General features: G+C 69.7%; 24 protein-coding genes and 1 tRNA gene. 15 read left to right on the forward strand and 10 right to left on the reverse strand.

The annotated features are described in order from the left end of the window. Entirely contained in the window at positions 1-1,455 is a 1,455-nt protein-coding gene (hemG, locus tag BSP109_RS02905; RefSeq protein WP_101599315.1) for a protoporphyrinogen oxidase, read from the forward strand. 58 nt (positions 1,456-1,513) lie between these two features. Further along, a complete protein-coding gene (gene hemQ / locus BSP109_RS02910) occupies positions 1,514-2,224 on the forward strand; it encodes a hydrogen peroxide-dependent heme synthase (protein WP_087006845.1) in 711 nt (236 codons plus the stop codon). Between the two features lie 77 nt (positions 2,225-2,301). Here hemQ and BSP109_RS02915 read toward each other — a convergent pair whose 3' ends face one another. Together BSP109_RS02915 and msrB are read right to left on the reverse strand one after the other, a co-directional pair. Next, entirely contained in the window at positions 2,302-2,901 is a 600-nt protein-coding gene (locus BSP109_RS02915) for a GNAT family N-acetyltransferase (protein WP_219618493.1), read from the reverse strand. Further along, positions 2,898-3,323, reverse strand: coding sequence for a peptide-methionine (R)-S-oxide reductase MsrB (gene msrB, locus BSP109_RS02920; RefSeq protein WP_087006843.1), 426 nt, complete (start codon positions 3,321-3,323; stop codon positions 2,898-2,900). The genes BSP109_RS02915 and msrB overlap by 4 nt, the downstream gene beginning before the upstream one ends. 237 nt (positions 3,324-3,560) lie before the next feature. Here msrB and BSP109_RS02925 point away from each other — a divergent pair, with 237 nt between their 5' ends. Further along, positions 3,561-4,775 carry a S9 family peptidase gene (locus BSP109_RS02925; protein ID WP_101599316.1) on the forward strand — a complete coding sequence of 405 codons (1,215 nt, stop codon included), beginning with the start codon at positions 3,561-3,563 and terminating at the stop codon, positions 4,773-4,775. Between the two features lie 68 nt (positions 4,776-4,843). Further along, on the forward strand, positions 4,844-5,713 hold the full coding sequence (locus BSP109_RS02930; protein WP_101599317.1) for a hypothetical protein: 870 nt from the start codon (positions 4,844-4,846) through the stop codon (positions 5,711-5,713). A 44-nt stretch (positions 5,714-5,757) separates the two neighbouring features. Here the strand turns inward: BSP109_RS02930 and BSP109_RS02935 are convergent, their stop codons facing one another. Together BSP109_RS02935 and BSP109_RS02940 are read right to left on the reverse strand one after the other, a co-directional pair. Continuing rightward, on the reverse strand, positions 5,758-6,579 hold the full coding sequence (locus BSP109_RS02935) for a dihydrofolate reductase family protein (protein WP_101599318.1): 822 nt from the start codon (positions 6,577-6,579) through the stop codon (positions 5,758-5,760). 8 nt (positions 6,580-6,587) lie between these two features. Beyond that, the gene (locus BSP109_RS02940; protein ID WP_101599319.1) at positions 6,588-7,499 is read right to left on the reverse strand and encodes a L,D-transpeptidase family protein; all 912 of its coding nucleotides are present in this window, start codon (positions 7,497-7,499) and stop codon (positions 6,588-6,590) included. A 91-nt stretch (positions 7,500-7,590) separates the two neighbouring features. On the opposite strand from BSP109_RS02940, the gene BSP109_RS02945 reads away from it, so the two are divergent. The 8 genes from BSP109_RS02945 (at position 7,591) to BSP109_RS16870 (ending at position 17,813) form a co-directional block, all read left to right on the forward strand. Continuing rightward, the gene (locus tag BSP109_RS02945; protein WP_101599320.1) at positions 7,591-8,844 is read left to right on the forward strand and encodes a hypothetical protein; all 1,254 of its coding nucleotides are present in this window, start codon (positions 7,591-7,593) and stop codon (positions 8,842-8,844) included. A 185-nt stretch (positions 8,845-9,029) separates the two neighbouring features. After that, on the forward strand, positions 9,030-10,790 hold the full coding sequence (leuA, locus tag BSP109_RS02950) for a 2-isopropylmalate synthase (RefSeq protein ID WP_101599321.1): 1,761 nt from the start codon (positions 9,030-9,032) through the stop codon (positions 10,788-10,790). A 121-nt stretch (positions 10,791-10,911) separates the two neighbouring features. Then, positions 10,912-11,640 carry a DNA repair protein RecO gene (recO, locus tag BSP109_RS02955; protein ID WP_101599322.1) on the forward strand — a complete coding sequence of 243 codons (729 nt, stop codon included), beginning with the start codon at positions 10,912-10,914 and terminating at the stop codon, positions 11,638-11,640. Beyond that, positions 11,637-12,425, forward strand: coding sequence for an isoprenyl transferase (locus BSP109_RS02960; RefSeq protein WP_101599323.1), 789 nt, complete (start codon positions 11,637-11,639; stop codon positions 12,423-12,425). Before recO ends, BSP109_RS02960 begins: the two co-directional genes overlap by 4 nt. Before the next feature lie 154 nt (positions 12,426-12,579). Beyond that, positions 12,580-14,775, forward strand: a complete 2,196-nt coding sequence (locus BSP109_RS02965; RefSeq protein WP_101599324.1) for an HtaA domain-containing protein — start codon at positions 12,580-12,582, stop codon at positions 14,773-14,775. A gap of 168 nt (positions 14,776-14,943) precedes the next feature. Continuing rightward, complete coding sequence (locus tag BSP109_RS02970; RefSeq protein WP_101599325.1) at positions 14,944-16,857, forward strand: N-acetylmuramoyl-L-alanine amidase; 1,914 nt, start codon at positions 14,944-14,946, stop codon at positions 16,855-16,857. An 81-nt stretch (positions 16,858-16,938) separates the two neighbouring features. Further along, the gene (locus tag BSP109_RS02975; protein WP_101599326.1) at positions 16,939-17,388 is read left to right on the forward strand and encodes a prevent-host-death protein; all 450 of its coding nucleotides are present in this window, start codon (positions 16,939-16,941) and stop codon (positions 17,386-17,388) included. Between the two features lie 167 nt (positions 17,389-17,555). Continuing rightward, the gene (locus BSP109_RS16870) at positions 17,556-17,813 is read left to right on the forward strand and encodes a hypothetical protein (protein WP_146001073.1); all 258 of its coding nucleotides are present in this window, start codon (positions 17,556-17,558) and stop codon (positions 17,811-17,813) included. Here BSP109_RS16870 and BSP109_RS02980 read toward each other — a convergent pair. After that, a tRNA-Ile gene (locus tag BSP109_RS02980) sits at positions 17,792-17,868 on the reverse strand. The genes BSP109_RS16870 and BSP109_RS02980 overlap by 22 nt on opposite strands. A 151-nt stretch (positions 17,869-18,019) precedes the next feature. Here BSP109_RS02980 and BSP109_RS02985 point away from each other — a divergent pair. Further along, entirely contained in the window at positions 18,020-18,511 is a 492-nt protein-coding gene (locus BSP109_RS02985) for a DUF3145 domain-containing protein (protein ID WP_101599366.1), read from the forward strand. A 124-nt stretch (positions 18,512-18,635) separates the two neighbouring features. Here the strand turns inward: BSP109_RS02985 and BSP109_RS02990 are convergent, their stop codons facing one another. Further along, positions 18,636-19,427, reverse strand: a complete 792-nt coding sequence (locus tag BSP109_RS02990; RefSeq protein WP_101599327.1) for a thioesterase family protein — start codon at positions 19,425-19,427, stop codon at positions 18,636-18,638. Between the two features lie 156 nt (positions 19,428-19,583). Between BSP109_RS02990 and BSP109_RS02995 the strand changes: the two genes are divergently transcribed. After that, positions 19,584-20,564: an Fpg/Nei family DNA glycosylase gene (locus BSP109_RS02995; protein WP_101599328.1), complete on the forward strand. Its 981-nt coding sequence runs from the start codon at positions 19,584-19,586 to the stop codon at positions 20,562-20,564. Positions 20,565-20,630: 66 nt separating this feature from the next. Here BSP109_RS02995 and BSP109_RS03000 read toward each other — a convergent pair whose 3' ends face one another. Both BSP109_RS03000 and BSP109_RS03005 read right to left on the reverse strand, forming a co-directional pair. After that, positions 20,631-21,890, reverse strand: coding sequence for an EAL domain-containing protein (locus BSP109_RS03000; protein ID WP_101599329.1), 1,260 nt, complete (start codon positions 21,888-21,890; stop codon positions 20,631-20,633). A 135-nt stretch (positions 21,891-22,025) separates the two neighbouring features. Then, positions 22,026-23,555 (reverse strand): MFS transporter, encoded by a 1,530-nt coding sequence (locus BSP109_RS03005; RefSeq protein WP_101599330.1) that lies wholly within the window; start codon positions 23,553-23,555, stop codon positions 22,026-22,028. A 116-nt stretch (positions 23,556-23,671) separates the two neighbouring features. Here BSP109_RS03005 and gluQRS point away from each other — a divergent pair, with 116 nt between their 5' ends. Beyond that, positions 23,672-24,607 carry a tRNA glutamyl-Q(34) synthetase GluQRS gene (gene gluQRS, locus BSP109_RS03010; RefSeq protein WP_101599331.1) on the forward strand — a complete coding sequence of 312 codons (936 nt, stop codon included), beginning with the start codon at positions 23,672-23,674 and terminating at the stop codon, positions 24,605-24,607. Here the strand turns inward: gluQRS and BSP109_RS03015 are convergent. Beyond that, positions 24,567-25,892: a glycosyltransferase gene (locus BSP109_RS03015; RefSeq protein ID WP_101599332.1), complete on the reverse strand. Its 1,326-nt coding sequence runs from the start codon at positions 25,890-25,892 to the stop codon at positions 24,567-24,569. The two genes, gluQRS and BSP109_RS03015, sit on opposite strands and share 41 nt — an antisense overlap. Next, entirely contained in the window at positions 25,795-26,742 is a 948-nt protein-coding gene (locus BSP109_RS03020) for a DMT family transporter (protein ID WP_101599333.1), read from the reverse strand. Before BSP109_RS03020 ends, BSP109_RS03015 begins: the two co-directional genes overlap by 98 nt. Positions 26,743-26,776 lie beyond the last annotated feature (34 nt).

A 26,776-nucleotide genomic window follows, 5' to 3' on the forward strand; every position in this document is an offset into this window, starting at 1 on the left:
ATGCCGCAGTCGATCGCCGTCGTCGGCGCTGGAGTCTCCGGCCTGACGGCGGCATACGCCGCTCTGCAGAGGGGCGCGGACGTGACAGTCTTCGAATCGGCGGAGATCGCGGGAGGCTGCCTGTCGCGCACCGACCTCGGTGGGCACCTGCCGGTCGGTGCGGACGACGGCGCGGAGGCCTCCCTCCACCGCCGTCCGGAGGCCCGCGGACTGGTCGAGGAGCTCGGACTCAGCCCGGTCTTTCCGTCCCGCGCCCATGGCTCGCGGCTCATCACCCCCCGGGGTCCTGCGCCCATCCCGGCGGGGACCCTCATGGGTGTTCCCGCGGATCCTGAGTCACTCAGGGGCGTCCTCAGTGAGGAAGGGATCGCCCGTGCGCACGCAGAAGTGCTGACACCCGCGATCGAGGGCGACGTGTCGTGCGGCGACTTCCTCGCGGCGCGACTGGGCGATGAGCTCGTCGACCGCGTGCTCGATCCGCTCATCGGAGGCGTCTATGCGGGCCGATGCCGGGAACTGTCCCTCGAGGCGACGCTGCCGGCTCTCCTCCCGGCGGCTCGCGCAGGCACGTCCGTGCGCGAGGCGGTGGCGGAGGTGCTGGCGGCCCGCACCCGGACCTCGGGCGCGGACATCCCCGGAGCCGGCTGGCGTGCGCCGGCACCCACGGCAGCCGGCGGTGAACAGGAGCCGCCGCCGGTCTTCCTGTCGCTGCCAGGCGGGATCAACGGCCTCGTCACAGCTCTCACCGACGCACTGAGCGCACGCGGCGCAGTCCTGCGGCTGGGCACGCGCGTCCGTGCGGTGACCCCAGGGGGCCGTGCGCCCGTTGTCTCCACTGACGCCGGTGCTGAGGCGTTCGACGCCGTCATCGTCGCGCTCCCGGCATGGGCCGCACACGATGTCCTGTCGGCCGGATCCCCGGATTCCGGTGACAGCGCAGCAGGCGGGCTCACCGCGCTGCTCCAGCAGATCGACTACGCGACATCCGCGGTCCTCACCGGTGTCATGCGTGACAGCGGAGCGGGCCTCGAGGGCTCCGGGTTCCTGGTCCCGCCCAGCGCAGGCGGACTCGTGAAGGCCTCGACCTTCTCCTCGAACAAGTGGCCCTGGATGGCGGACGCGCTTCCGGAGCACCATCACGTCGTCCGGGTGAGCATCGGACGCAGAGGGGACGAAGCATGGACCCTGCAGGACGACGAGACACTCCTCGACACCGCCTTCGCGGAGTGGCGGGAGCACACGGGCTACGAGGGCGACCTCGTCCACGCGGAGGTCAAGCGATGGGAGCGCGCGCTGCCCCAGTACCGCCCCGGCCACGCACAGCTCGTCGGATCGATCGATGCCGCAGCCGCTGACCTGCCGGGCATCGCGGTGACCGGCAGCTACCTGGAGGGCGTCGGCATCCCCGCCTGCATCGGGCGCGCCCGCAGCACCGTCGACCGCCTCCTGTCCTGATGACCGCAGCGAGTCAGCCACCCACTACGAGCCAGCCACCCACCACACGGAGGATTCCTTGAGCGAATACACACAGCCCACGTCAGACCAGATCGAGAAGCTGAACGAGGAGATCCGCTACATCGCGTACTCGGTCTTCGCCATCGCCGACGACCTGGGCGATGAGGATCGTGCGGCCGTCGCGGACGAGGTGAAGGAGTCCCTCGCACCGCTCGAGCAGCAGGGCCTCGTCGTGCGAGGCATCTACGACGTGTCCGCATTCCGCGCGGACGCGGACATCATGTTCTGGTGGCACGCGCCCACTCCGGAGCTCATCCAGAAGGCGTACTCCGCTGTGCGCCGGTCGCGCCTGGGTGCGGCACTCGAATCGGTGTGGTCGGCCATGGCGGTGCACCGCCCGTCGGAGTTCAACAAGGCGCACCTGCCGGCGCTCCTCACAGACGACGTGGCGGGCGACTACATCTGCGTGTATCCGTTCGTCCGGTCGTACGAGTGGTACATGCTGCCGCCGGAGGAGCGGTCGCAGATGCTGCGTGACCACGGCATGGCCGCCGCCGGCTACAAGGATGTGAAGGCCAACACCCTGTCAGCGTTCGCACTGGGCGACTACGAATGGGTGCTCGCGTTCGAAGCGGATCGGTTGGACCGCATCGTCGATCTCATGAGGGACCTCCGCGACACGAAGGCCCGACTGCACGTGCGCGAGGAGATCCCGTTCTTCACGGGTCCTCGCCGCGAACTGGTCGACATCATCTCCGACTGGCGCTGATCCGGGAGATCCTGGAGCAGGAGGAGGGCGGGCGGATCCGTGATCCGCCCGCCCTCCTCCTGCCTGCAGGTGAGGCGTCAGGCTCCCGGGGAGCCGGGACGGTGCATCGGCACATGGGGGATGCCGTCCTCCAGGAATCCCGGTCCGGACACGGAGAAGCCGCAGCCACCGTAGTAGCCGACCAGATGAGACTGCGCGTTGAGCGTCAGGTCCTGCTGGCCGAACAGGCGAACTGTCTCCTGCAGGAGCAGGCGACCGAGGCCTCGGCCGCGGGCATCAGGAGAGGTGACGACTCGGCCCACGCTGCGCGCCCCGGGACGCGCGGCGGGGCCGTCCTCGTATCCGTCCGGGAGGATCCGCGCATAGGCCTGGGGCTCCGCGCTCAGACCGGTGTCCCCGCCGTGGGAGTCCTCAGCAGGGCGCAGGACAGGTCCCTCCGCGGGGAGGAAGAGGTGCAGGGTGTCGGGCAGGAGGTCGACGCCGTCCAGGTCGAGGTACACGCATTCCTGCTCGATGATGAACACCCGGCTGCGCAGCTGGAGGATCCCGTAGAGCTCCGGCAGCGTGAGCCCGCTCGTGGATGTGAGGACCCAGCCGTCCGCGGAGACGGTGCGCGTGCCGGAACCGGCTTCAGCGGTCGACACGACCGGATGCCTGACGGACTGCCGGTCCGTCACTCGGCGGTGTCCGCGACGAGGCGGAGGCTGAGTGAGTTCATGCAGTAGCGCAGGTCAGTGGGGGTGGCGAAGCCCTCGCCGCCGAACACATGGCCCATGTGGGACTCGCAGGTCGCGCAGCGGACCTCCACCCGCTCCATCCCCATGGTCGTGTCCTTGATGTAGCGGACGCGGTCCTCTGCCAGCGGCGCGTAGAACGAGGGCCAGCCACAGGCAGCGTCGAACTTCGTCTCCGAGCGGAACAGCTCAGCGCCGCACGCGCGGCAGGCGTAGACGCCGATCGTGGGGTCGTTCTCGTACTCCCCGGAGAAGGGCCTCTCCGTCCCGGCCTCGCGCAGCACGTGGTACTCCTCCGGAGTGAGGATCTCCCGCCAGTCGGCCTCTGTGCGCGCAGCGGTCGGTGTCGTCGTGTCGTCGTCCACTTCCGGTCCCTCGTCCTTCGTCGGTGCTGTCGGATGGTGTGCTCACCCGCGTGGGTGCACACCAGCGTAACGGCCCGCGGTCGCCAGGTGTTCCCTGCTGGTGGGATCTCCGCGCTGGCGGGACCTCCGCGCTGGTGGGACCTCCGCATGCGCGGTCGCTCGCACTGTGTTCGCGGGGGCGGAAGGATCGTGGGCCGGACTCCCGTCGCTCAGCCTTCGCCGGTAGGATCGTGGGTCATGGGCCAGGACACCTCGAGGGATCTCGGACTGCGTGAGAAGGCGCTGCGCGCCGCTGTGACGACTGCGGGGGTGGCCGCCGGTGCCGCAGCACTGGTGTCCGTCGCCTCGTCGGGTCTCGCGGTCTACTTCGCGCGGCGGATCGTCGTTCCGGAGAACCAGCCGGAGGACCTCGACATCCTCCACGTGTCGGGGTTCGACGACGAACTGGTCATCCATCTCCCGGCGACGAAGGACACGATCCTCCCCGGCACCTACGGGATCACGTTCGACGGCGGCCGCGGTCTCGCTCAGGTGGGGGAGATCCTCGAATACGATCCGGTCTCGCGGACCGTCGCTCGTCGTGTCGCCTCGGTGATCTCCGGTGACCTCACAGCGGCTCGCCGGGGCCGGTGGACCGGGACGGTCTTCACCCATCCGGCGCAGCTGGACATCCCCTACGAGGACATCGTCCTGCAGTCCGACGTCGGTGAGCTGCCGGCGTGGCTGCTGCCGACGGCGGACCCGGCACCGCTCGACACCTGGGCGATCCTGGTCCACGGCCGCGGCGCGACCCGGGCTGAAGTCCTGAGGGCCGGCCGCGTCCTGGACTCGATCGGGATGCCCTCCATCGCGATGTCCTACCGCAATGACGCGGAGGTGCGCGATGGCGGGCACTCCCGCTACGGGCTGGGCGACACGGAATGGTTCGATGTCGATGTCGCGATCGACTATGCGCGTGCCCATGGCGCACGGCAGGTCGTCGTCTTCGGGTGGTCGATGGGCGGTGCGATCGCGTTCCAAGCGGCTTCCCGGGGACGCAATCGCGGCTTCATCGTGGGGCTGGTGCTGGACGGTCCCGTCGTCGATTGGCACGACGTGCTCGACAACCAGGCGCGCCTGAACTACCTGCCGACCCCCATCGCGCGCCTCACGCTCGACATGATCACCCGCCCGTGGGCGCGGTCGATCACGGGCCTGGAGACTCCCATCGATCTGGAGCGGCTGGATTGGGTGACGCGTGCAGCAGAGCTCGACAAGCCCGTGCTCCTCATCCACTCCGACGATGATCAGTTCGTCCCATCCGGCCCCTCGCACGCTCTGGCCCGCGTCCGCTTCGACCTGGTGACGATGCCGGCCTATGACACCGCCGCCCACACGAAGGAGTGGAACGTGGAGCCGGAGCGGTGGGAGGACGACGTGGCGAACTTCCTCGAGTCAAAACTGGATCTGTGACGGCGACGCTGGGTTCTGCTTGTTGAACTTTCTTCTATAGCGTAGGACACAGGAGAAGGAGGACATGCATGACGACAGACTGTTCGGTGGAGTACGCGAAGGCGGATTTCACTCACCTCTACAATCGGCCGGACCCGCGCGAGTACTACAGAGTGCTCGGCGCTCTGGAATACCAGGTCCCGGAACACGCACGACCGGTGTTCAACGCCGTCCGCCGGGCCCAGCTCGCCGCAGCGCCGGCAGACCAGGGTCCGATCCTCGACATCTGCTGCTCCTACGGGATCAACGCCGCACTGCTCACCACGGATCTGACCCGCCTGGCCCTCTACGAGCGGTACTCCGATGACTCTCTGTCAGGCCTCGATGCGGAGGCCATGGCCGATGCCGATCATGCGTTCTACTCCGAGCACCGCTTGCCCGAGGCCCCCGAGGTGCTCGGTCTGGACGTGTCAGCCGAAGCCGTCGCCTACACGACCCAGGTCGGTCTGCACACGGACGGCTGGGTGGAGAACCTGGAGGAGGACGAGCCCTCGGCAGAACTCGTCGCCGGCCTGCGTGATGTCAGCCTGTTCACCATCACCGGCGGGGTCGGCTATGTCACGGAGCGCACCTTCGACCGCCTGGTGAGTGCCCTGCCGGACGGACGCAAGCCGTGGATCGCCGCTTTCGTGCTGCGCATGTATCCCTACGACTCGATCGCCGAAACGCTGGCAGGCCACGGAATGGTGACCGAGAAGCTGTCCGGCACCACGTTCCGGCAGCGCCGGTTCGACTCGCAGGAGGAGCAGGACACCGCCGTGCGCACGGTGCGCGCCCTGGGTCTGGACACCCGGGGTCTGGAGGAGGACGGCTGGTACCACTGCGACCTGTTCCTGTCGCGCCCGGCCGATGATGCCGCCGCACTGCCCCTGGAGCAGCTCGTGCGCACTGCCGACTGAGGCGGCTGGAGAGTCTCCCGTGGGGGCAGAGCAGGCGCCGACGTCTACGTCGGCAGTCCCCAGCGCTGGATGAGTGCGGAGCCGTCCGTGACCAGGCTCAGCAGCGACAGCGGGACGGGGACGTCCCCGGACCGGCCGTCGAGCAGACCACGGGGTGACTGGGGGTCGGGGACTCCGGCGAGCAGGGGAGACGTCGTGAGGCAGAGCTCGTCCACGGCGCCCTTCTCTATCCACGTCCCCAGCAGCGCCGGACCGCCTTCGTGCACGACCTCGCGACAGCCCCGCCGGCGCAGATCGTCGATCACGGCACGGGGTTCCACCGCAGCGTCGTGGAGGACCACCGAGTCCTCGCCCAGCTGTTCGACGAGCTCGGCACGGCGAGCAGGGCCGCACTGCTCACGCGACGCATGCAGGACGACTCCGCCGCTGCCCGCTTCGTCGAGCCTGTCCAGATCCACCTGCCCGGACCGGGACACGAGGACGAGCAGCGGCGCGGCGTCCTGCCCCCGGTCGCCGCGCTGGTCGGCGTGCCGCGTCTTCGCGTGCAGTCGTGTGTACCGTTCGGCGCGGGCGGTGCCCGCACCCACGATGACGGCGTCGGCGAGCGAGCGCAGGACGGAGAAGACCCGCTTGTCCGCCGGCGAGGAGATGGAGCCCGACCGGTCATCCGCTCCGGTGACGGCGCCGTCGACCGTGGAGACCATGTTGGCGCGGACCCAGGGGCGCGCGGAGTCCGCGTCGTGGAGGGCGCCCCGCGGCGCATCGCTCCGGTCGAGGTAGAGCCGGACGAGGTCGGCCTCGTCAGCGGTCGCGGGCAGCGGCCGGTGGTCGGGGTGCAGCTGTGAGAGCTCGATGGGGTGATTCATGGGCTGATTCACTGTGCGAGGTACTCCTCACTCCCCATCGTGATGTGGGGCGATCTGTCGGGGTCGAGGGTGGTGAGGAGGAACTCCATATCCTCCTCCGGGAGTGCGATGCAGCCGCGCGTGGGGTTCCCGTGCTCGACGTGGAGCCAGATCTTCCCACCCGCGTCCCAGCCCATGGGCCGGGTGTTCTCCGTGGGTGCGACCCCGGTCTTCCGGTTGTAGTCGATCGCGATCACGTAGTCGAAGACGGTCGCGTAACCGTCGCCGTACACGGCCTCCGCGCCGCTGCGCAGGCCCTCGTCGCGGTGATACGGCAGGAGCGATCCGGGGTCGGCCAGGTAGCCGCCCGCGTCACTGAGGCTGAAGACGCCGGCGGGGGAGGTCCTGTCGCCCTCGCGGCGGTCCTCCCGCCATCCGCTGCCGCCGTTGTGCCCGGCCATCGTCGCGGTCCGGGTCCAGACGTCGTCAGCCCGTTCCCAGAGCGACAGCCGGGTCTCGGTGGAATCGTCGTCCGCGCCCGAGGCGATGAGGACCTGCGTCGAGTCGTCCGGTACCTGCGCGGCCGTCTCCGGCCCCAGTCCGGTCGCTGGGTCTGTGAGCGCGTCGACCGTGGACACGGCATCCGCGGATGCGTCGTCGGTCGGTGCAGGAGACGACCCGTGGGACACGTCGTCCGCGGACGCGTCGAGGAGGTCCGGAGCTCGCTGGAGCGGTGCGTCGAAGTGGACCGCCGCACGCTGCGCGGGAGCGGGGAACGTGCGGGAGTCGGCGCCGACTCCTGCGGGTGCCGCGTGCACCGCCGGAGCGGTGGTGGGCACGGCGAGGATCGCTGCGGCGCATGCACTGACGAGGGCGAGGGTCACCACCGGCGCAGGGCGGGGTGACCTGCGGAGCGTGCCGGCAGTGCGGAATCCGTGCATATGCCCAGTCTTCCACCCGGTGAGGCGTGAGTCACGGCTGACGCTCCGTCTGAGCGTTCATGGAGGTTCGCCGTCGTAGGATGTCGTCACTATGTCTGTTCCACCTCCGCCGCAGCACCCACCGCCGCGCCGTCAGCCCCACGCGCCTGAGGATCCGTCGCTCACGACGCAGATCTTCATCGATCAGTCGCGCGCCGCTGCAGGGCGAGCAGATGCCGGTCAGGCGAATGCCGGCGGCCACCGCAGTGCTGACCGCGGCCAACAGGTTCCTCCCGCAGAGGATGCGGACACGCAGGCTCTGAGCCCCGGCGATGTGGCGGAGGCTCGGCGTCGTGCCGCGGAGGATGACGGCGAGTCCACCCAGATGATGTCGATGGAGGACCTGCGCCAGTTGGCGGCCTCCTCGCGGATCGAAGCGCTGGACGGCCCGCGCGAGGGCAGCGGCGACGCGGTCCAGGCACCGCCTGCGGGTGCGGCGGACGATGCGCGGGCACAGGAACAGGCTCCGCCGGGGGTGTTCGCCGCGCACGTCCCGTCGCATCCGGCGCCGTCAGCACCCGACGCCCCTCCGACAGCGCCGCACGCTGCGCAGCCCCACGCTGCTCCCGCAGCGCCGCAGACGGCTCCGCCCCACGCCGCTCCGTCCACCGCCCCTGCGGGATACCCCGCGGCTGCGGGGTACGCGGTGCAGAGCGGGCACCCCGCACCGCCCGCCAAGCCCACTGCGCCCCCGCCTGCCGCGGGCGGCGGCTACGCGGCAGCAGGGCAAGCCGAGCCGGTGCGGCGCAAGCGCCGCATGCCGGTGCTCGCGATCGCGTTCGTCGTGCTGTCCGCGCTTATCGTCGTGGGGATCGGGGGCTGGATCCTCGTCGATGCCGTGACGCGGGACGGCGGACAGTCGCAGCAGGCCGCACCGCCGCCTCCGGCGACGGACGACTCCACGGGAGAAGGCGGCCTCGTCGACGAATCGGACGACGGGACCGCGGCGCCGGGGGCAGACACCGAATCGTTCGCCACCCCGTCGGGCAACATCGGGTGCACCATCGATGCGGAGCGCGCTCGCTGCGTGGTGAAGAGCTTCGACTACTCACCCCCCGCCGCGCCGGACAGCTGCGAGATGGCGGAATGGGGCTCGATCGTCGTGGCGAACCGCGACGGTGCAGGGTTCTCCTGCACACCCGCGGAGTTCCCCGCGGACGCTGAGCCCTTGGAGTACGGACAGACGATCACGGCACACGGGATGACCTGCTCGTCGGAGGAGACCGGTGTCTCGTGCAGATCGGACGAGACCGGCGCAGCGTTCTCCGTGGCACGGGCGGACGCGACATTCGACCAGGCGGAGTGACGTCCATCATGCGGACGCCGACATGCACGCGGCACGCGAAGGCGCATAGGGTGACTGCATGAACTGGGGACTGCTCCTCCTTATCCGCCGCGGCGAGGCCTGACTCACAGGGCCGTATCCTCGCCGCGGTGTCCGACGCGCACGTCGGCCCCTTCCTCTGCACCAGCATGACAAGGAGAGCAGCAATGGCGAATCTGCCGAAGCCCAGCCCGATGCCGTTCAGCAAGTACAAGTCGTTCTACGACCGGATCCAGCTCGACATGCGGGACCGCACATGGCCCGATCAGCGGCTGACGAAGGCGCCCCGCTGGCTGAGCACCGATCTGCGCGACGGCAATCAGGCCCTCATCGATCCGATGACCCCGGAGCGCAAGCGACGGATGTTCGATCTTCTGGTGAAGCTCGGCTTCAAGGAGATCGAGGTCGGGTTCCCGGCGGCCAGCCAGCCGGACTTCGACTTCGTCCGCCAGATCATCGAGGAGGACGCGATCCCCGACGGCGTCCGCATCAGCGTCCTGACGCAGGCGCGCGAGGACCTCATCGAGCGCACGGTTGAGAGCCTGCAGGGCGCGGCGATGTCGACCGTCCACCTCTACAACGCGACCGCCCCCGTGTTCCGCAAGGTCGTCTTCGGCTTCGACGGCGAGGGCTTCGACCAGACCCGCGACATCGCTCTGCGCGGCACACAGGCCGTCATGAAGCACGCGGAGTCGATGCTGGGTGACGCGGACTTCGGCTACCAGTACTCGCCGGAGATCTTCGTCGACACGGAGCCGGACTTCGCCGTCGACATCGTCGGCTCCGTCCTGGACCTCTGGCAGCCGGTCGCCGGTCGTGAGACCGTCGTGAACCTGCCCGCCACCGTGGAGCGCGGCACCCCCAACACGTATGCGGACCAGATCGAGTGGTTCATCCGGCAGATGCCGTACCGCGAGGACGTCGCGGTGAGCCTGCACCCGCACAACGACCGCGGCACTGGAGTCGCGGCGGCGGAACTGGGTCTCATGGCCGGGGCCGATCGCGTCGAGGGCTGCCTGTTCGGCAATGGCGAGCGCACCGGCAACCTGGATCTCGTGACGGTCGCGATGAACCTCTACAGCCAGGGCATCGACCCGGAGCTGGACTTCTCCGACATCGACGAGGTCATCCACACCGTCGAGCACTGCAACCAGATCGGCGTGCACGAACGCCACCCGTACGGCGGCGACCTCGTCTTCACGTCGTTCTCCGGCTCGCACCAGGACGCGATCAACAAGGCGTTCGCCCAGCGCGAGGCGAAGGCGTTCGAGGCGGGCGTCCCCGTCGACCAGATGGAGTGGGACATGCCCTACCTCCCGGTCGACCCCAAGGACCTGGGACGCACGTACGAGGCGGTCATCCGCGTGAACTCGCAGTCCGGCAAGGGCGGCGTCAGCTACCTCATCAAGAGCGAGTACGGCCTGGACCTGCCGCGTCGCATGCAGGTCGAGTTCTCGAAGGTGGTCCAGTCCCGCACGGAGGCCGGCGGTGAGGTCAGCGCCCGCGAGATCTGGGGCATCTTCGAGGACGAGTACCTGCCGTCGTCCGCGGAGGAGGACGGCTGGGGCCGGTTCGAGCTGGTGAGCCTCCGCACGGAGTCCGTCGAGGAGGCGGACGAGGGCTCGGGCCGCCTGGCGGAGCGGATCGAGGCGTTCCTGCGCGTCGACGGCCAGGAGCGCGTCTACGAGGGCCGCGGCAACGGGCCTGTCGATGCGCTCGTGACGATCCTGAACGACAACTTCGAGGTCGACATCCGGCTGCAGGACTACAGCGAGCACGCCGTGGGCACGGGTGCGGACACGAAGGCCGCCGCCTACGTCGAGCTGGCCGTGGGCGACCGTGTGCTCTGGGGCGCCGGTCTGCACCCCAACATCACGAAGGCGACGCTCAAGGCGATCATCTCCGCGGTCAACCGCGCCGCCCGCTGATCCCCGCGGGCCACCCCCGCCGAGGCCGGGGTCACCCTCCGCACGGACGGTGACCCCGGCCTCGGCGGTCTGCGGGGTGCGCCTCCGCGATTCCCGGCGGCGCAGGTGAGACAATCGGCCGGTGAGGAACTACCGTGACGAGGCGCTCGTGCTGGGCGGACACCGGCTGGGGGAGGCGGACCGCATCGTCGTGCTGCTGACCCGCGAGCACGGCCTGGTCCGGGCGGTCGCGAAGGGGATCCGGCGGACGAAGTCGCGCATCGGCTCGCGTCTGGAGCCCTTCATGTTCGTCGACGTGCAGGCGCACGTGGGACGGTCGCTGGACATCATCACGCAGGTGGAGCTCAAGGAGCCCTTCGCCCGCGGCATCATGGCCGACTACGACGCGTACGCGGCGGCATCCGTCATGGCGGAGATCGCGCAGAAGCTGACGGAGGACGAGCCGCGGACCCGGGGCCACTTCCTCCTGCTGCTGTCCGCGATCCGCTCGCTGTGCAACCGGGAGCACCCCCCGCGGCAGAGCCTGGACGCCTACCTGCTGCGGGCGATGAGCCTGGCGGGCTGGGCGCCCAGTCTCGTCGACTGCGCGCAGTGCGGGATGCCGGGCCCCCACCGCGGGTTCTCCGCCTCGATGGGCGGAACGGTCTGCACGGACTGCCGACCGCAGGGGACCTCGCTCACCTCGACCGCAGCAGTCGAGCACCTGGCCGCGCTGCTGGCGGGCGACTGGAGAGCTGCGAGCCTCATCCCGGACCACGCTGCGGCAGATGCCTCCCGTCTCGTCACGTCCTATGTCCACTGGCACCTGGAGCGCCGCGTGCGCTCCCTCACCGTCCTGGAGCGCTCATGAGCCACCCCGCCCCACCGCCGCACCCGTCCGGTGCGCGCCCGCCGCAGATCGATGCGCGGTTCGTGCCGCGGCACGTTGCGGTCGTCATGGACGGCAACGGGCGCTGGGCGAACGAGCGGGGACTGCCGCGCACGGAGGGGCACAAGGCGGGCGAGGCGTCGCTTCTGGACGTCATCCACGGGGCCATCGAGGTGGGCGTGGAGTACCTGAGCGCGTATGCGTTCTCGACGGAGAACTGGAAGCGGTCCCCGGCGGAGGTGTCGTTCCTCATGGGCTTCAACCGGGACGTCATCCGCAGGCGGCGCGACGAGCTCCACCGGCTGGGTGTGCGGATCGTGTGGTCCGGGCGGGCCGGGCGGCTGTGGAAGTCGGTCATCCGGGAGCTCGAGGACGCGCAGGAGATGACGAAGGACAACACGGGTCTCACCCTGCAGTTCTGCGTCAACTACGGCGGGCGGTCGGAGCTGGTGGACGCGATGCGGGAGATCGCGCAGGACGCGGTCGACGGGCGGCTCTCGCCGCAGAGGCTCTCGGAGAAGTCGATCGCGGCCAGGCTCTACAACCCGCAAGTCCCGGACGTCGACCTGTTCCTGCGGTCCTCGGGGGAGCAGCGGACGTCGAACTTCCTGCTGTGGCAGTCGGCGTATGCGGAGATGGTGTTCCAGGACGTGCTGTGGCCGGATGTCGACCGGCGCACGCTGTGGGACGCGATCCTCGAATATGCGCGGCGTGACCGTCGGTTCGGCGGTGCGGTCGATGCGGTGGAGGAGCCCACGGCGGGGTGAGCGCTCTGCACGACGAGGTCACGTGCACCGGAGAGTTGCTTCCTGAGAGTCCCCTGCTTTATCATAGGGTTGCCTCACTAAGGCACACCTCATTCACTTCTCGCTCGTCGTCCGGTGTCGACCGGGCTGGACGAGCCCCAAGGAGAGCTCTCACATGTCCTTATCCCTTCCTGCCCTCAGACGGGCTGTCACTGGGCTGAGCGCGGCTGCGCTCGTCGTCGGAACCGGGCTGATCGTCGTGCCGGCGCACGCAGACGCATCCGCGCCCTACTCCGTGTCCGACACCCTCGATGTCGGTGACGTCTCGCGCGACATCGCACTCGATGAGATGCGCGAGCGCGCCTATGTGCCCGTGACCCCGGGTGTGGGAGAGCCCGGCAGCCTCGAGTGGATCGACACCGGCGACAACAGCGTGAGTGACTCATCCTTCGCGCTCGGGCAGGCGGAGCCGGAGTACGTCCTCACGAGCGCGGACGGCTCGTCCCTCTACGTGCTGGACTACGGCACGGGCAGCCTTGCGGTCGTCGATCCGCGATCCGGTGAGACGACGAAGGTCATCAGCGGGGTGGCGGACCATGCCTCCGGCATGGTCGAGGACACCTCGAGCGGCCTCCTCTATGTGAATGACGGAGCGACGCTCACCGCCGTGGACCCGGTCGAGGGCACGGTGTCGGACCCGATCGCGGTGTCCCAGGAGGCGTATCCGCTCCTCAGGGACGTCGTCTACGACGAGGCTCAGCACATGCTGTGGATCGCCGAGGGCCGCAAGGGCGTCATCACCGGCTACTCCACCCTGGCGGACCGCTGGGTCGACTCGCTGGCCATCCCGATCACGAACTTCACGGTGGGCGACGAGCAGCTGGGCGGGCGCCCCTCCGAGCTCGCGATGGATCAGGACCTGGGGCATCTCTATGTGTCCGTCTCTCCCCGTCTGGCCGACGACTGGGTGGACGACCGGGTCGTCGTCATTGATCCGGCTACAGGGAAGCACCTGGGCTCGCCCATCAGCACGGGGGAGAGGGTGTACGACATGGCGGTGAATCCTGCGACGCATGAGGTGATCTCCTCTGCAGGCTTCGACAACTCCCTGGTCGTCATCAGTCCGGAGACGTGGGACGTGTCGCAGTCGCTCGACTTCACCCAGCAGGGCGTGACGGACGGGACCGGCACGGCGAATGCGGATCTCTGGGCGCTTGCCGTCACGGAGGCAGGGGGCTCCGTCTTCGTCACGCACCCCTACTCGGGACGAGCCAGCGTGGTCGAGCGCAGCGGTGCGACGCCCATCGTCACTGAGCTTCCGGAGGCGCCGGGTCAGGACGGCTCGGACGAGGACGCCGAGGACGCCGCCGACGCGTGGGATGGACCCGAGGCCGCCCAGCCGGCAGTGGCTCCGGCCGGTGCCGTCGCAGCCCAGGATCCGGCTCTGCGCTGGTCACTCAACGAGTACATGCGGGCCTGGACCACGGAGCCGCTGGGCGTTGTGACGAAGGACGAGCACGAGTTCGAGTTCGCGAACGGCACCGGCTGGTTCGACGAGGACACGCAGCGGGCCTCCGTCGCGTGGGCGGACGGGTTCCGCATCCGCCACTACGAGGGGCTCGCCCCGGACGTCATCACGGCGCTGGGCAACCCCCGCCTCGACATCGGTCAGGACGGCACGGGTGAGCTGAGCTTCGACGTCGCGTGGTCGGTCGATGCGAACACTGCGAGCGAGGGCTACGAGCGTGTCGTCGTGGCGACCTTCGCGGATGCGCAGATCGCGGTGGAGGGCGAGACCGTCGCGATCACGGTCCAGCCCGACTTCGAGGGACGCTCCTACGACACCGGCGACCGTGTGGCACCGGACTCCTACCCGGCAGAGTTCATCGACTACCTCGACCCGGCGATGCGCGCCTGGTGGTTCTCCTCCGGGGCGAGCATGGACGCGAAGAAGGTGCCGCATCCGTTCACGGTCGGCTTCACTCTCGACCGCAGCGCGGAGCCCACGCCGACGGATGCGCCGACTCCCACGGACGATCCGACCTCGACCCCGGAGCCGACACCCACGCAGGACCCGACGTCCACCTCGGACCCGACCGACGAGCCCACGGATCCGGGTGCGCCCACCCCGAGTGACGACACCGGAGGTGAGGGGTCCACGGACGACGGCGATTCGACGGACGACGAGGCCTCTGGTGGTTCCGACGAGTCCGAGGCCGGAGACGATTCCGGCGCAGGACCTCTGCCGCGCACGGGTGTGCAGGCCGCGCCGCTGGTCGGATCGGCTGCAGTGCTCCTCGTCATGGGCGGGCTGGCCCTGCTCGTGTCGCGTGGACGACGGGAACGTGCGGCGATGACTGTGCGCTGCTGACGGACGCGGGCAGCTGACGGACGCGCAGGCGGGAATCGTGGGGCACGATTCCCGCCTGCGCGTTCCTGCGATCCGATCTCAGATGTGAGAGACTTCACAGCGATATCGATGCGTGCTGTCAGACTCTGATTCGTCGGGCGGCGCCTCGCCCACGCTGGAGGAAGACCCGTGTTCCGACAAGTCCTTGCACCGATCGCCGCGATCGCACTCGTCACGGCTCCCGTCACCGCTCATGCGGCTCCCGGACTGGGAAGTGCTGGCAGTCAGGAAGAGACGGGACAGCACTCGGGTGACTCGGGCCTGGGGGAGGGGACGAACCTCACGGATCCTGCGAGCACGGCCGCGCCGCAGGAGTCGGATGCACCCGCGCAGGCTCCGACGGACGCCTCTGACGGGTCGGTCCCGGTCGCGGCGGCGCAGACCGCTGAGGTGAGTATCGACGCCGCCGCCGACGCGGTCACCGTGCTGGGCGTGACCTGGGACAGCTCCGGCACCGTTCCGACGACGGTCGAGTACCGGGTGCTCGATGAGGATGGCTCTGCGGGCGCGTGGGTGGAGATCGAGGCACTCGCCGGTGAGGGACCGGACCCAGGAACAGCGGAGGCTGGCGGTGCGCGCACCGGCACGGAGCCGGTCATCGTCGCGGAATCTGCGGACATCGAGGTCCGCATCGATCGGGGAGACGCGGATGTCCAGACGACGACCACTTCCGTGACGGCCGCGGATGAGGATCTGGCCGCACAGGCGGACTCCGGCGCCGGTGCTGCCGCGCCGACTCCCAGCGCCCCCACGACCGCTGCGTCCCGCGCGAACGCCGCGAATGCACCGCTCTCCTACACGACGCGCGCGCAGTGGGGAGCGGACGAGAGCCTCAAGAAGTGCGAACCGGATACGACGAGTGCCAACCGTGCGATGGTCGTGCACCACACGGCGGGTGCCACGAGCTACACGAAGGCTCAGGTTCCGGGCATCCTCCGAGGGATCCTCAGCTACCACACCCAGTCGCTGGGCTGGTGCGATGTGGGGTACAACATGCTCGTGGACCGCTACGGCACTGTGTACGAGGGTCGTGCCGGCGGGCCCACGAAGGCGATCGTGGGAGCGCATGCGTCCGGCTTCAACACGGGGACCTTCGGCGTGTCCGTCATGGGAACGTACAGCGCTGCCGCTCCGGCGGCCGCGGTCGATGCTCTGGGACGTGTGGGCTCGTGGCAGGCCGACCTGTGGAACTACGACCCCACCGCGAACGTGACGTTGACGAGCGGCGGGGGGACGTCGAAGCATACGGAGGGGAAGAAGGTCTCGCTGCCCCGCGTGTTCGGGCACCGCGATACCTCCGCGACGGAGTGCCCGGGTGCCGGGCTCTACGGTCAGCTGAGCCAGGTCCGCTCGAAGGCGAAGGCCGGTCGCACGGGAACGGGCTTCCCCGTGCCGGGCGAGATCGGGAAGTTCTATGAGAAGAACACGTCGAAGACGGGCAAGCCGATCATCGCGCAGCGCTGCGGCATGACCGACGACGGATGCTTCCAGCGGTTCGAGAAGGGGTCCGTCCACTGGTCGAAGGCCTCGGGAGCTCACTTCACGAAGGCGAACAGCGGGGTGCAGAACGCCTGGAAGCGGTACTCGTACGAGCGCGGCCGGCTGGGATATCCGACGGGTGAGGAGTTCGCGCTCAAGGACGCCGCCGGTGCAGTCGCGCAGCACTTCCAGGGCGGCACCGTTGTCTGGTCATCCGCGACCGCCGGGCGTCCTCTGGTCGGAGCTGTCGGGCGGAAGTGGAAGGCGCTGGGCTGGGAGCGGAGCCAGTTGCGGCTGCCACGGACCGATGAGAAGTGCACGCTGACCCGAGGCGGCTGCTATCAGCAGTTCCAGGGCGGTTCGATCCATTGGACGGCGAAGACCGGCGCGCACGAGACGCGGGGCGCGATTCAGCGCGCGTGGGGCACCCAGAAGTGGGAGAACGGGCGCTTGGGCTACCCCACGACGGACGAGTTCAAATCCGGCAGTACGATCCGCCAGAACTTCGAGGGCGGTTACATCACCTGGTCGAGCACGGATGGCGCGACGATCCGCTACTCCTGAGGGTGCCGAGAAAGGAAGCGGTGCCCGCATGAGCGGGACGGGGCATTCAGTTCAGAACATGTTCTGAAGGACCATGGGTCCATGGCCGCTGACACCCGCACCACCTTCAAATCGTCTGAGCTCAGCCGTGGATCTGCCGAGGTCTTCGCGGCTGCCTCTGACCATCCCGTGACGGTGACGCGCCGTGACGGGGAGCCCCTCGTCCTCATGTCCGAGCGCGAAGCCAGCGCGCGAAGCGAGCTCCTGTCGCTTGCGGCACAGCTGATCGGCGTGGCGACATCGAACGACGACAGCCTCACCAGCTACATGACCAACCACTACCCGTGGATGCTCGCGCTGTCCCCGGCAGACCAGGAAGAGTGCGCGCGTGATGTCCTGGACTCCGCGCGGGCCAGCTTCTCATCCGAGCAGCCCCACCTTGCCGTCTCGACGCTCACCTCATGGCGCGAGACCGCAACCGCCATCGCTGCGGGCCTCGGAGACGAGCCTGTCGAGTGGCTTGTGGACGACGTTCCGGTTGTGCGCCCCTGATTCGGCGTGGCGAAACAGAGTTCGGTGCCCCGCCCGACCAGGAAAGCCGAGTACCAACTGGTCTTCGGGTCGCGGGCAGCGGAAAAGGGGTGGCGCGACTTGAAGGCGACCATGCTGTCGCCCCTCGCAGATGCCTGTGACTTGGGACTGCTGCACGGATAGGTCACGTGTTCGAGTTGATTGCGGCGAAGGCTGATGTTGCTCATGGTGAGTGGCTGCCGATGCTGGCGTGGATCGGGATCGACCGTCAGACCGCCCATCGTTTTATGGGTATTGGCCGCAACCCGGCCATCACAAATGTTGGCAACTACGAATCACTGCACGCCTGTCAAGTCGAATCTTCTGAAGGCATGCAGAAATCCCGCGATCCCGGTGTTCATGCGGGATGGCGACGGTTTCAGGTTGGTGCCCCCGGCGGGACTTGAACCCGCGACAAAAGGATTATGAGTCCTCTGCTCTAACCAGCTGAGCTACAGGGGCGAGGAGGATGAGCGGCGGACCGCGTCACCAGCGAGGATCCCGTGTCGGGAGAACCCCGCATCGCCAGTGCCTATAGTACAATGGCCGCATGCCGACCTCGGCACGGATCGTAGGGGAAGACGTATCCGGGTAGAGGAGGCAACAGATGGATATGACACAGGGCGTTCTCTTCGTCCACTCAGCACCTCGTGCGCTGTGCCCTCACATCGAATGGGCCGCGGGCGGGGCTATCGGTGCGCAGGCGAAGTTCGACTGGACTGAGCAGCCTGCCGCGCCGGGTCAGTTCCGCGCGGAGATCTGCTGGAAGGCCCCCGCGGGATCTGGCGCGCGCATCGCGTCCGCGCTGCGCGGCTGGGACGGCGTGCGCTACGAGGTCACCGAAGAGCCCAGCGAGGGCGTCGACGGCGGCCGCTGGAGCCACACGCCGGCACTGGGCATCTACCACGCTGTGACGGACGCGCACGGCAACATCGTTGTGCCTGAAGACGTCATCCGCAGTGTCCTGGCCCGCACCGCCGGGGATCCGATCGAGATGTCGACGGAGATGGAGCGCGTCCTGGGTCAGGCGTGGGACGACGAGCTCGAGTCGTTCCGCTACGCCGGCGACGGCGCTCCCGTCCGCTGGCTCACCAAGGTCGGCTGAACCGTCTCTCTCCGTCCCCGCGGGGACGCCCCCTCCTCATGCAGGCGGTGGCACCACGACTGTGGTGCCACCGCCTGTTGCCGTTGCATGAGCCGGGCGCGGGCGGCTCGAGGTCGTGCTGGCCTCAGACGTCCTGCGCGACCATGGCCTGGAGTGCTACACCGATGCGCCCGCGCTGATCCGACAGCACATCGTGCACGATGCCGCCGTGCCCGCCCGATGCACGCGACGCCGCATCCATCTGCAGCCACTCGCCCTCGAGGTCGCGATTGAGCGCCACGTGCAGATCGCAGTTGATGAACCGATGCTGGGTGGGATCGAGCGAGAACGTGACACCGCCGCCTGAATCGGCCAGAACCAGGACGCGCTGCCACGGCGAGGGTTCCTCCTCGTCGACCAGTCCGATCAGCTGCCGACCCCACACGCGGGACGCACCGCCGGTTCCCACCCCTCCCTCGACGAAGCGCCACTCGACGGACTGCGAGTAGCCGGCGCGCGAGGCTCCAGGGATGAGGGACTCGATGCGCGTGGAAGCCTCCGGCGGTCCGTCGACCGCCTCGTCGATCGTCTCTGCCAGGGGCGGGAAGTCCTCCGGGGCGCGCTGGATCCGCCACGCGCGGGCGATGAGCGCGGGCCGCCCGTCATCGGCGACCGCAGTGGCCTCCAGCAGTTCCATCGAGCGTCCTCCGCGCAGCGTCTGCACGGAGATGGTGAGGGGAGCGACGGGAACCGGTCCCAGGATGTCGGTGCGCACATCCGCCAGGCGCATCCCATCGCGCGGCTCGTGCAGTTCCATCGCTCGCGCCAGCAGCGCGGACGGGGGACCGGCGTGCTGCGCGTCCGGACGCCACGGTCCTGCAGTGGCGGGTGTCGACTCGAAGCGGTCCTCGTCGATGCGACGGTAGAAGGGTTCCATGCGGCGATTCCTCCCAGGCGGTCAGAACGTGTGTTCGATCACCAGCAGTCTGCCACAGGCCGGTGACGAGCGCCCGGGCCGCCGCCCGGCTGCCGAGCTGCCACGCCACCGTAGGATGGAGCCGCCCGTTCCCCACCGCGCAGGAGGTCGTCCGTCGTGCCCGAAGGCCATTCCGTCCACCGCATCGCCGCGCGCTTCCGTTCGGATCTGGTGGGGCACCCGGTCGCGGTGACGTCCCCGCAGGGACGCTTCGCTCAGGGCGGCGCATTGCTGGACGGCCGCGTCATGGAGGACTGCTTCGCCGTCGGTAAGCAGATGTTCGTCCGGTTCGCCGGTGACCTGCACCTGCGCGTGCACCTGGGCATCTATGGAGCGTGGGACTTCTCGACCCTCCACGCGGAGGAAGGTTCGTCCTCGGATGGAGACGTCCGCCCGGCACGGGAAGGCCAGACCGGGACCTACGCCGCTGCTGCGGCCGGGTCGATGGGTGCACCGCGCGCCGCCCGTGTCTCCCATGTGCGGGCGGGCGAGCAGGAGACGGCGGGGACGGCCTCGGGCGCGGGGGAGCAGTGGCCCCCAGAGCCGGTGGGCGCCGTCCGCGTGCGCCTGCTCACCGACCGCGTGTGCGCGGACCTGCGCGGGCCCACCGTCTGCGAGGCGATCACCCCGCACGAGGCCGCAGCCCACCTCGAGCGGCTGGGCCCCGACCCGGTCGTGGACGGGAAGCGGCGCGGCTGGGCCCGGTTCCACGCGAAGGCCGCGCACCGCCGCACCCCCATCGGCACGCTGCTCATGGACCAGGCGATGATCGCCGGAATCGGCAATATCTACCGGGCGGAGATGCTCTTCCGCGCCGGGATCGACCCGTACACGCCCACCGTCGACCTGCGGGAGGAGCAGCTGAGGGAGCTGTGGGACGACTGGTGCCGTCTGCTGCCGATCGGGATCGAGACCGGGGTCATCGTGACCCGGACGCAGCTGCGCGGGAAGGCGAAGCAGGCGATGCTCGAGTCCGTCGTGGACCGGCACCACGTCTACGGCCGCGCGGGCGAGGACTGCCGCGTCTGCGGCACCGCGATCAGCCTGGCGGAGATGCAGGGGCGCAAGCTCTACTGGTGCGCCGGCTGCCAGCGGTGAGCGGACGCCGGTCCCCGGAGTGACGCTGCGGCGTCCTCGACAGGCGGCCGAGGCCGGGGCCGGCACTCAGCGCAGAGCGCGGATCCTGCTCATGACCGAGCGGGCCGCGTCCACGCAGGCGTACCGTTCCGTCGTCACGTGGACGTCGAACTCCGTGCGGCCGTCCGGTCCCGGTGCGGGCCGGCGCTTGGCGACCGTCATGCCCGACCAGTCCGGACCCACCATGATGCTGGCGTACTCCTCGCCCAGCGGATCCGAGGTGTCGACGGCACCGCCCCACGCCGCGGGGACGGGTGGGGAGTCGAAGCCGTTCGACAGCATGACCGTGTAGCCGGCGGTGTCCGCGATCCGGGTGTAGCGGTCGAGGGTGGTCGCAGGGAGCTCATCAAGTCCGGCGAAGACGCCGATGACGACCGCCGATCGGCCCGCGGTGAGGGTGCGCTCCTCGAGCGAGCGCAGCTGGGCGTCGAGCATGTCCGCGTCCATGACCATGGGATCCCGGCGCAGCGACTGGGCGATCGTGAACGGGGTGCCCTGCGCGGGGAGGTTCCGGGTGAAGTGGGCCGCGATCGGGTCCTCGCGGGTCGCGTCGACGGGAGTGGGGGTGCGGGAGGGAGCTCCGAAGTGGGTGCCCGTGCCGAACCGGGCACCCATCGCGCGCGCCAGACGCACGTCCGCATCCGTCGTGATGCCGTCCGCGACGATGATCGCGTCCGTGCGCTCGACGTGGGCGTGGAGCAGGCGGATGAGTTCCGCGATGTGTGCGGCGTCCTCGATGCGGAGCACCTCGCGGTGCAGCATGACGACGGACGGGTTGACCAGCGGCAGGAAGGCCGTCGTCGTGAGGTCCATGCCGATCGAGGACATCCCGATGCCCCACCCCAGCGAGCGGGCCTGACGGACCGAGCGCAGCGTCATCGCCGGCGCCATCGCGATCCGCTCCGGATGCAGGTGGAGGATGGCGGACCGATCCGGCTCGCCGGTGCGGTCCTCGACCGTCACGAGCGACTGCGGCTCCGTCGTGAGCAGGAGGCGGTTGTTCGCCGGCAGCTCCAGGCGCTGCGCCTCGCGCAGCGCGATGGCACGCAGCGAGGAGTCGAAGTCACCGGCCAGCGGGGACTCCCGGACCGCGCGGCGCACCGCGACGAAGTCGTCCATCTCGAAGGAGTCGATCTCCGCGCTCGTGTGGAACACACGATGCGCGACGACGGCATCCGTGTCCAGATCGACGACCGGAGCGAAGCTGGTGGTGATGAGGCCCGAGCGGACGAGCCTCTCCAGGTCGAGGTCCGGAGCGAGGCGCACGGCGGCATCGGTCGTTCGCACAGAATCGTTCCCTTCACATGTCCGCGGTCGCCGTCCAGTATCTCATGGCCGGTACCGGGCGGGTGTGGGTGGGGTCACAGACTGCCGCACGCGCGAGCGACGCTCGGCTCAGCGGCGTCCGTGGGCTGCGCGGGCTCAGTGGGTTCTGCGGCCGCGGCGGCCCTGCGCCAGATCGACGAGGCCCACCGCACCGGCGAGCACGACGATGAGGAGGATGACCGCGAAGCTCACGATGAACGCGAGCATCCACCCGTGGGCCGGCAGCACGGTGAAGGTGATGCCCGTGATCATGGCGATGCCGATCGAGGTCGCCACGCGCTGGCCCGTCTGCATGACGCCGCCGGCGGAGCCCGCGTACCGCAGCGGCACCTCGGCCAGGGTGAGGGTCTGATTGGGGCTGATGATGAGCGCCTGTCCGACTCCCTGGAGGGCCAGGCTGCCCAGCAGCCACCATTCACTGAGGCCCGCGGAGTAGTGGAGTGCGACGACGAGGATCGAGAGGCTGAGGCCGGTGAGGGCGAAACCGAATCCCCACAGCACCAGGGGGCGGCCGATCCGGGTGATGTGACGGCCCGCGATCGGGGCGACGACCGCATTCGCCAGCGCGGAGGGGAGTCCGATGAGTCCGGCGGCCAGCGCCGTGTGGCCCAGCCCGGACTGCATCCAGAGCGCGAGGACCACCCAGACGCTCGTCATGCCCAGGAAGTAGACGGACACGAGCACGGTCCCGTTCGTGTAGGAGCGCGTGCGGAACAGATCGAGGTCGACCATCGGTGCGCGCCCGGCGGTCTTCATGCGCCTCTCCCAGCCGACCCACAGGGCGATGTGCCCGAGGCCAGCGGGCAGGCACAGCCAGACCGCGGCTCCGAGGGCGCGCTCGACGAACGGGAGCATCACGAGGAGGGTGCCGGCACCCAGGAGCACCACGCCCACCGGGTCCAGATCGATGAGGCGGTGCAGGCCGGCACCGAACCGTGACGGTCGCGGTGGTTCCGGTGCAGCATCTGTGCGCGGCTGGTCGGGACCCGCCTGTCCGGTCGCAGCCTGCCACGCGGAGGGCGGCAGCCACAGGAACGCGCCGACGATCGCCAGGACGACGAAGGGTACGTTCACGAGGAAGGAGGAGCGCCAGCCCCATTCCGCGCCGAAGAGGGCCACGAGGGCGCCACCCAGGACGGGCCCGATCGCGACGGACACACCGATGATGCCGCCGAAGAGTCCGAACGCGCGCCCGCGCTGGGCCCCGGCGAAGTACTGCTGGATGAGGCCCGTCACCTGGGGGTTGATGAAGCCGGACCCCAATCCCATGACGACGCGCGCCAGGTTGAGGGTGAGAGCATCGCCCGCCAGGCCCGCGACCAGCGAGCCCGCCCCGAACAGCACGAGCCCGGCGACGAAGATCCGGCCGCGGCCGTAGATGTCCCCGGCGCGTCCCGCGGCCACCAGTACGACGCCGAAGGCCAGCGCATACCCGGTCAGCACCCACTGGAGGGCGGCGGAACTCGCAGCGAGTGACGACTCGATCGAGGGGAGGACGACGTTGACGATCGACACGCTCAGCAGCGACAGGAATGCGACGATGAGGGCGACGCCCAGGATGCGCCTCTGCTCAGAGGTGAAGCGGTCCGGTCCCGTGGCTGACGGGATCGCGGCGGAATCTCTCACCCCTCCCTTATATGCCCGGGCGGTCGCAGGGGCAACCGATGAGGCCCCGAGGAGAGCGACGTCACCCGCCGTTGGCCACTGCAACGTCATGACCCGCAACAACTAGGCTGGGACGCATGCTCGATTCGGCCGGTCGCTTCGCCCCGTCGCCCAGCGGTGACCTCCATATCGGGAACGTGCGGACCGGCATCCTCGCGTACCTGTGGGCGCGAGGCACGGGCCGGGGCTTCCGCTGGCGCATCGAGGACCTGGACCGGGTGAGCCCCGGAGCGGCCGAACGGCAGCTGGAGGAGTTCCGGGCGCTGGGGCTCGAGATCGACGGCCCGATCGTGCGGCAGACCCAGCGGATCGAGCACTACGCCGCCGCGTGCGCGCGCCTGGACGAGCAGGGGCTGGTCTACGAGTGCTACTGCTCCCGGAAGGACATCCAGTCCGCCCCCAGCGCGCCGCACGCGCCCCCGGGTGCCTACCCGGGCACGTGTCGCGATCTCGCCGAGGACGAGCGGATCGCGGCACGTGCGCGGCTCGAGCGTGCGGGCCGGGCTCCCGCGCTGCGCCTGCGGACGACCACCGCCCAGCGTCCCGTCGTCGATGAGGTGCTGGGCACGCTGACCGCCCATATCGACGATGTCGTGCTGCGGCGCGGTGACGGTGTGTGGGCGTACAACCTGGCCGTCGTCGTGGATGACGCGGCCATGGGGATCGATCAGGTGGTCCGGGGTGACGACCTGGCGTCCTCGGCTCCCCGCCAGGCGCTCCTGTGCGACCTGCTGGGGCTGCCAGTGCCCGCCTACGCGCACGTGCCGCTCGTCCTCAACCCCGCAGGAGCCCGCCTGGCCAAGCGCGACGGAGCCGTCACGCTGGAGCAGCTGCGTGCGCAGCGCTTCGACGTCTGGGCCTGGATGGGCGAGTCGCTGGGCTTCGGCCGTTGGATGGACCTGGACGACGCGCTGGCGTCCTTCGACCCCGCCGGGATCCGACGGGAGGCGACGGTGTTCGATCCGCCCCCGCTCACCCCTGCAGAGACGGAGCCTCCGGCGAACCGGCGCTGACGCTCCGGTAGATCTCCTCATAGCGAGCTAGGGTGCGCCGGATGTCGTGATGGGCAGCGATCTCCTGGGACACCGCGCCCATCGCACGGCGCTCCTGATCCGAGGCCGAGACCACCCGCGTGAGCACGCGCGCCAGATCCTGGGCATCGCGCGGGCGGAAGAGCCCGCCGTTCTCACCGTCACGGACCAGATGCGGGAGTGCGACCGCGTCCGCCAGCACGACGGGCAGACCCGACGCGAGTGCCTCGAGCGTCGCGATCGACTGGAGCTCCGCGGTCGAGGGCATGCAGAACACCGTCGCACGCCGGTACTCCTCATCCAGCTGCGCGTCGCTGATCTTCCCCAGCACTTTCACGCGGTCGCCCACACCCAGATCGCGGGCCAGCTGCGGCAGCACCTCCTCCTGATCACCGGCACCCACGATGCGGGCCTCGAGGCCCAGGGCGGGGTCCATTGCCGCGAGCGCCTCGACGATGTCCTGCGGGCGCTTCTCCTGTGACAGCCGCCCCACGAACAGGACGGCGGGAGCGGTGGTGGAGGCGGCCTCGGGAGCGGGGTCCGCACCGTCGAACCGGGCCAGGTCGATTCCGCAGCTGACCGCCTCGATGGGGCGGTCGAAGCCGTTCTCCGTCAGCAGGTCGCTGGCCAGCTGGGTGGGCACCGTGATGTGGTCAGCGCGCTGGAAACGGCTGCGCAGATCCCACCAGGCGAGGCGGGCAGCGGTGTCGAGCACGCGCCGGGGTGCGCGGACATAGGGGCGAACGTTGTCCGGCATGAAGTGGTTCGTCGCGACGACGGGGATGCCGCGCCGCCGGGCGTGCGTGATCGCGAAGCGGCCGATGACGAAATGGGCCTGCGTGTGGAGGACATCGGGACGAATGTCATCCAGGAGCTGAGCGACAGCCGGTCCCGTCTCCCACGGCATGCAGATCATCCACGTGGGATGCAGCGGCCAGTGGTGGGAGACGATGCGGTGGACGCGCACGCCCTCCTCCCAGTCGTGGCTGGGGATCCCGGAGGCGGACGGCGCGATGACGTGCACCTCGTGGCCGTTCGCGGCCAGTCCGGTGGCGAGGCGGTTGGCGAAGGCGCCGGCACCGTTGATCTCCGGCGGGTAGGTCTCCGCGGCGATGACGATGCGCAGCGGACGGTCCTCCCGATGCGCGCCGGGGGACGGGGGCGTGGGGTCATCGGCGAGCAGGATCGGGCACCTCGTCGTGGTCTCCGGCGCCCAGAGCGGGGCCGTGCTTGCGGTGGGAGCGGCGGACCTCGGCGGCCACCGCATCGGGGTGGTGCTTGGAGAGGAGGACGACGGAGGCGCCCGCGGCCAGCCCGAAGGCGGACATGCCCAGGATCGGCAGGAGTGCGGCGTCCGAGGCCTCGCCCAGGAGCGTCGCGCCCAGCAGCACCGCGACGATCGGGTCGATGACGGTGAGCCCGGCGATGACCATCTCCGGGGGGCCCGCAGAATAGGAGGACTGCACCAGCCACGAGCCGACCAGGCCCGAGGCCGCGAGGGCGACCGCGTTGAGCCAGGGCAGGGTGCCGATCCCGCCACTGAGGCCCGCCGCGACGATGTGGGAGCTCACGACGTGCATGTTCGTCGCGCAGAAGGCGAAGAGGATCCCGGCGGCGCTGATGAGCAGCAGCTGGCGCGGATGCTTGAGCAGCACGATCCCCACGAGGGCGATCGCGGTGCAGACCATCGCCAGCAGTGCGAGCACGTGCGCCTCACGGCCGGTGGTGGGGGAGGACGTCGCGACGAGCGCGGAGACGGTCACGAACCCGGTCACTCCCACGACGCACACGGCGACGGTCGCGATGATCGACCGATCGATGCTGAGGCCGCGGTGCAGGACGCCCAGCAGGATCGAGATGACGAGCGAGAAGGCGCCCACGGGCTGCACGACCATGACGGGAGCGAGGGCCAGGGCGATGACGTTCGCGACCATGCCGGCTCCGAGCGTCAGCAGGCCCGCGACCCAGTACGGGGAGACCAGCAGGCGCGCGATCGTGCGCAGGCGCAGGGGGCCGGGCTCCACCGCCAGCCCGGAGACGCCCCGATGCTGGAGGAGCGCCCCGTAGGCGAGTGAGACGGCCGACAGCAGTGCCAGGCCGATGGCGAGGAGAGTCATCGGCTCTACGATACTGAGTCCCCCTGAAACGATG

This window comes from Brevibacterium sp. Mu109 (assembly GCF_900169375.1).
GTDB lineage: Bacteria > Actinomycetota > Actinomycetes > Actinomycetales > Brevibacteriaceae > Brevibacterium > Brevibacterium yomogidense_A.

Excerpts from the sequence above, each read along its gene's own strand:
- hemG (WP_101599315.1), top strand. The coding sequence starts at position 1 with ATGCCGCAGTCGATCGCCGTCGTCGGCGCTGGAGTCTCCGGCCTGACG.
- BSP109_RS02925 (WP_101599316.1), top strand. The coding sequence starts at position 3,561 with ATGGGCCAGGACACCTCGAGGGATCTCGGACTGCGTGAGAAGGCGCTG.
- BSP109_RS02930 (WP_101599317.1), top strand. The coding sequence starts at position 4,844 with ATGACGACAGACTGTTCGGTGGAGTACGCGAAGGCGGATTTCACTCAC.
- BSP109_RS02935 (WP_101599318.1), bottom strand. The coding sequence starts at position 6,579 with ATGAATCACCCCATCGAGCTCTCACAGCTGCACCCCGACCACCGGCCG.
- BSP109_RS02940 (WP_101599319.1), bottom strand. The coding sequence starts at position 7,499 with ATGCACGGATTCCGCACTGCCGGCACGCTCCGCAGGTCACCCCGCCCT.
- BSP109_RS02945 (WP_101599320.1), top strand. The coding sequence starts at position 7,591 with ATGTCTGTTCCACCTCCGCCGCAGCACCCACCGCCGCGCCGTCAGCCC.
- leuA (WP_101599321.1), top strand. The coding sequence starts at position 9,030 with ATGGCGAATCTGCCGAAGCCCAGCCCGATGCCGTTCAGCAAGTACAAG.
- BSP109_RS02960 (WP_101599323.1), top strand. The coding sequence starts at position 11,637 with ATGAGCCACCCCGCCCCACCGCCGCACCCGTCCGGTGCGCGCCCGCCG.
- BSP109_RS02965 (WP_101599324.1), top strand. The coding sequence starts at position 12,580 with ATGTCCTTATCCCTTCCTGCCCTCAGACGGGCTGTCACTGGGCTGAGC.
- BSP109_RS02975 (WP_101599326.1), top strand. The coding sequence starts at position 16,939 with ATGGCCGCTGACACCCGCACCACCTTCAAATCGTCTGAGCTCAGCCGT.
- BSP109_RS02985 (WP_101599366.1), top strand. The coding sequence starts at position 18,020 with ATGACACAGGGCGTTCTCTTCGTCCACTCAGCACCTCGTGCGCTGTGC.
- BSP109_RS02990 (WP_101599327.1), bottom strand. The coding sequence starts at position 19,427 with ATGGAACCCTTCTACCGTCGCATCGACGAGGACCGCTTCGAGTCGACA.
- gluQRS (WP_101599331.1), top strand. The coding sequence starts at position 23,672 with ATGCTCGATTCGGCCGGTCGCTTCGCCCCGTCGCCCAGCGGTGACCTC.
- BSP109_RS03015 (WP_101599332.1), bottom strand. The coding sequence starts at position 25,892 with ATGCGGTGGCCGCCGAGGTCCGCCGCTCCCACCGCAAGCACGGCCCCG.
- BSP109_RS03020 (WP_101599333.1), bottom strand. The coding sequence starts at position 26,742 with ATGACTCTCCTCGCCATCGGCCTGGCACTGCTGTCGGCCGTCTCACTC.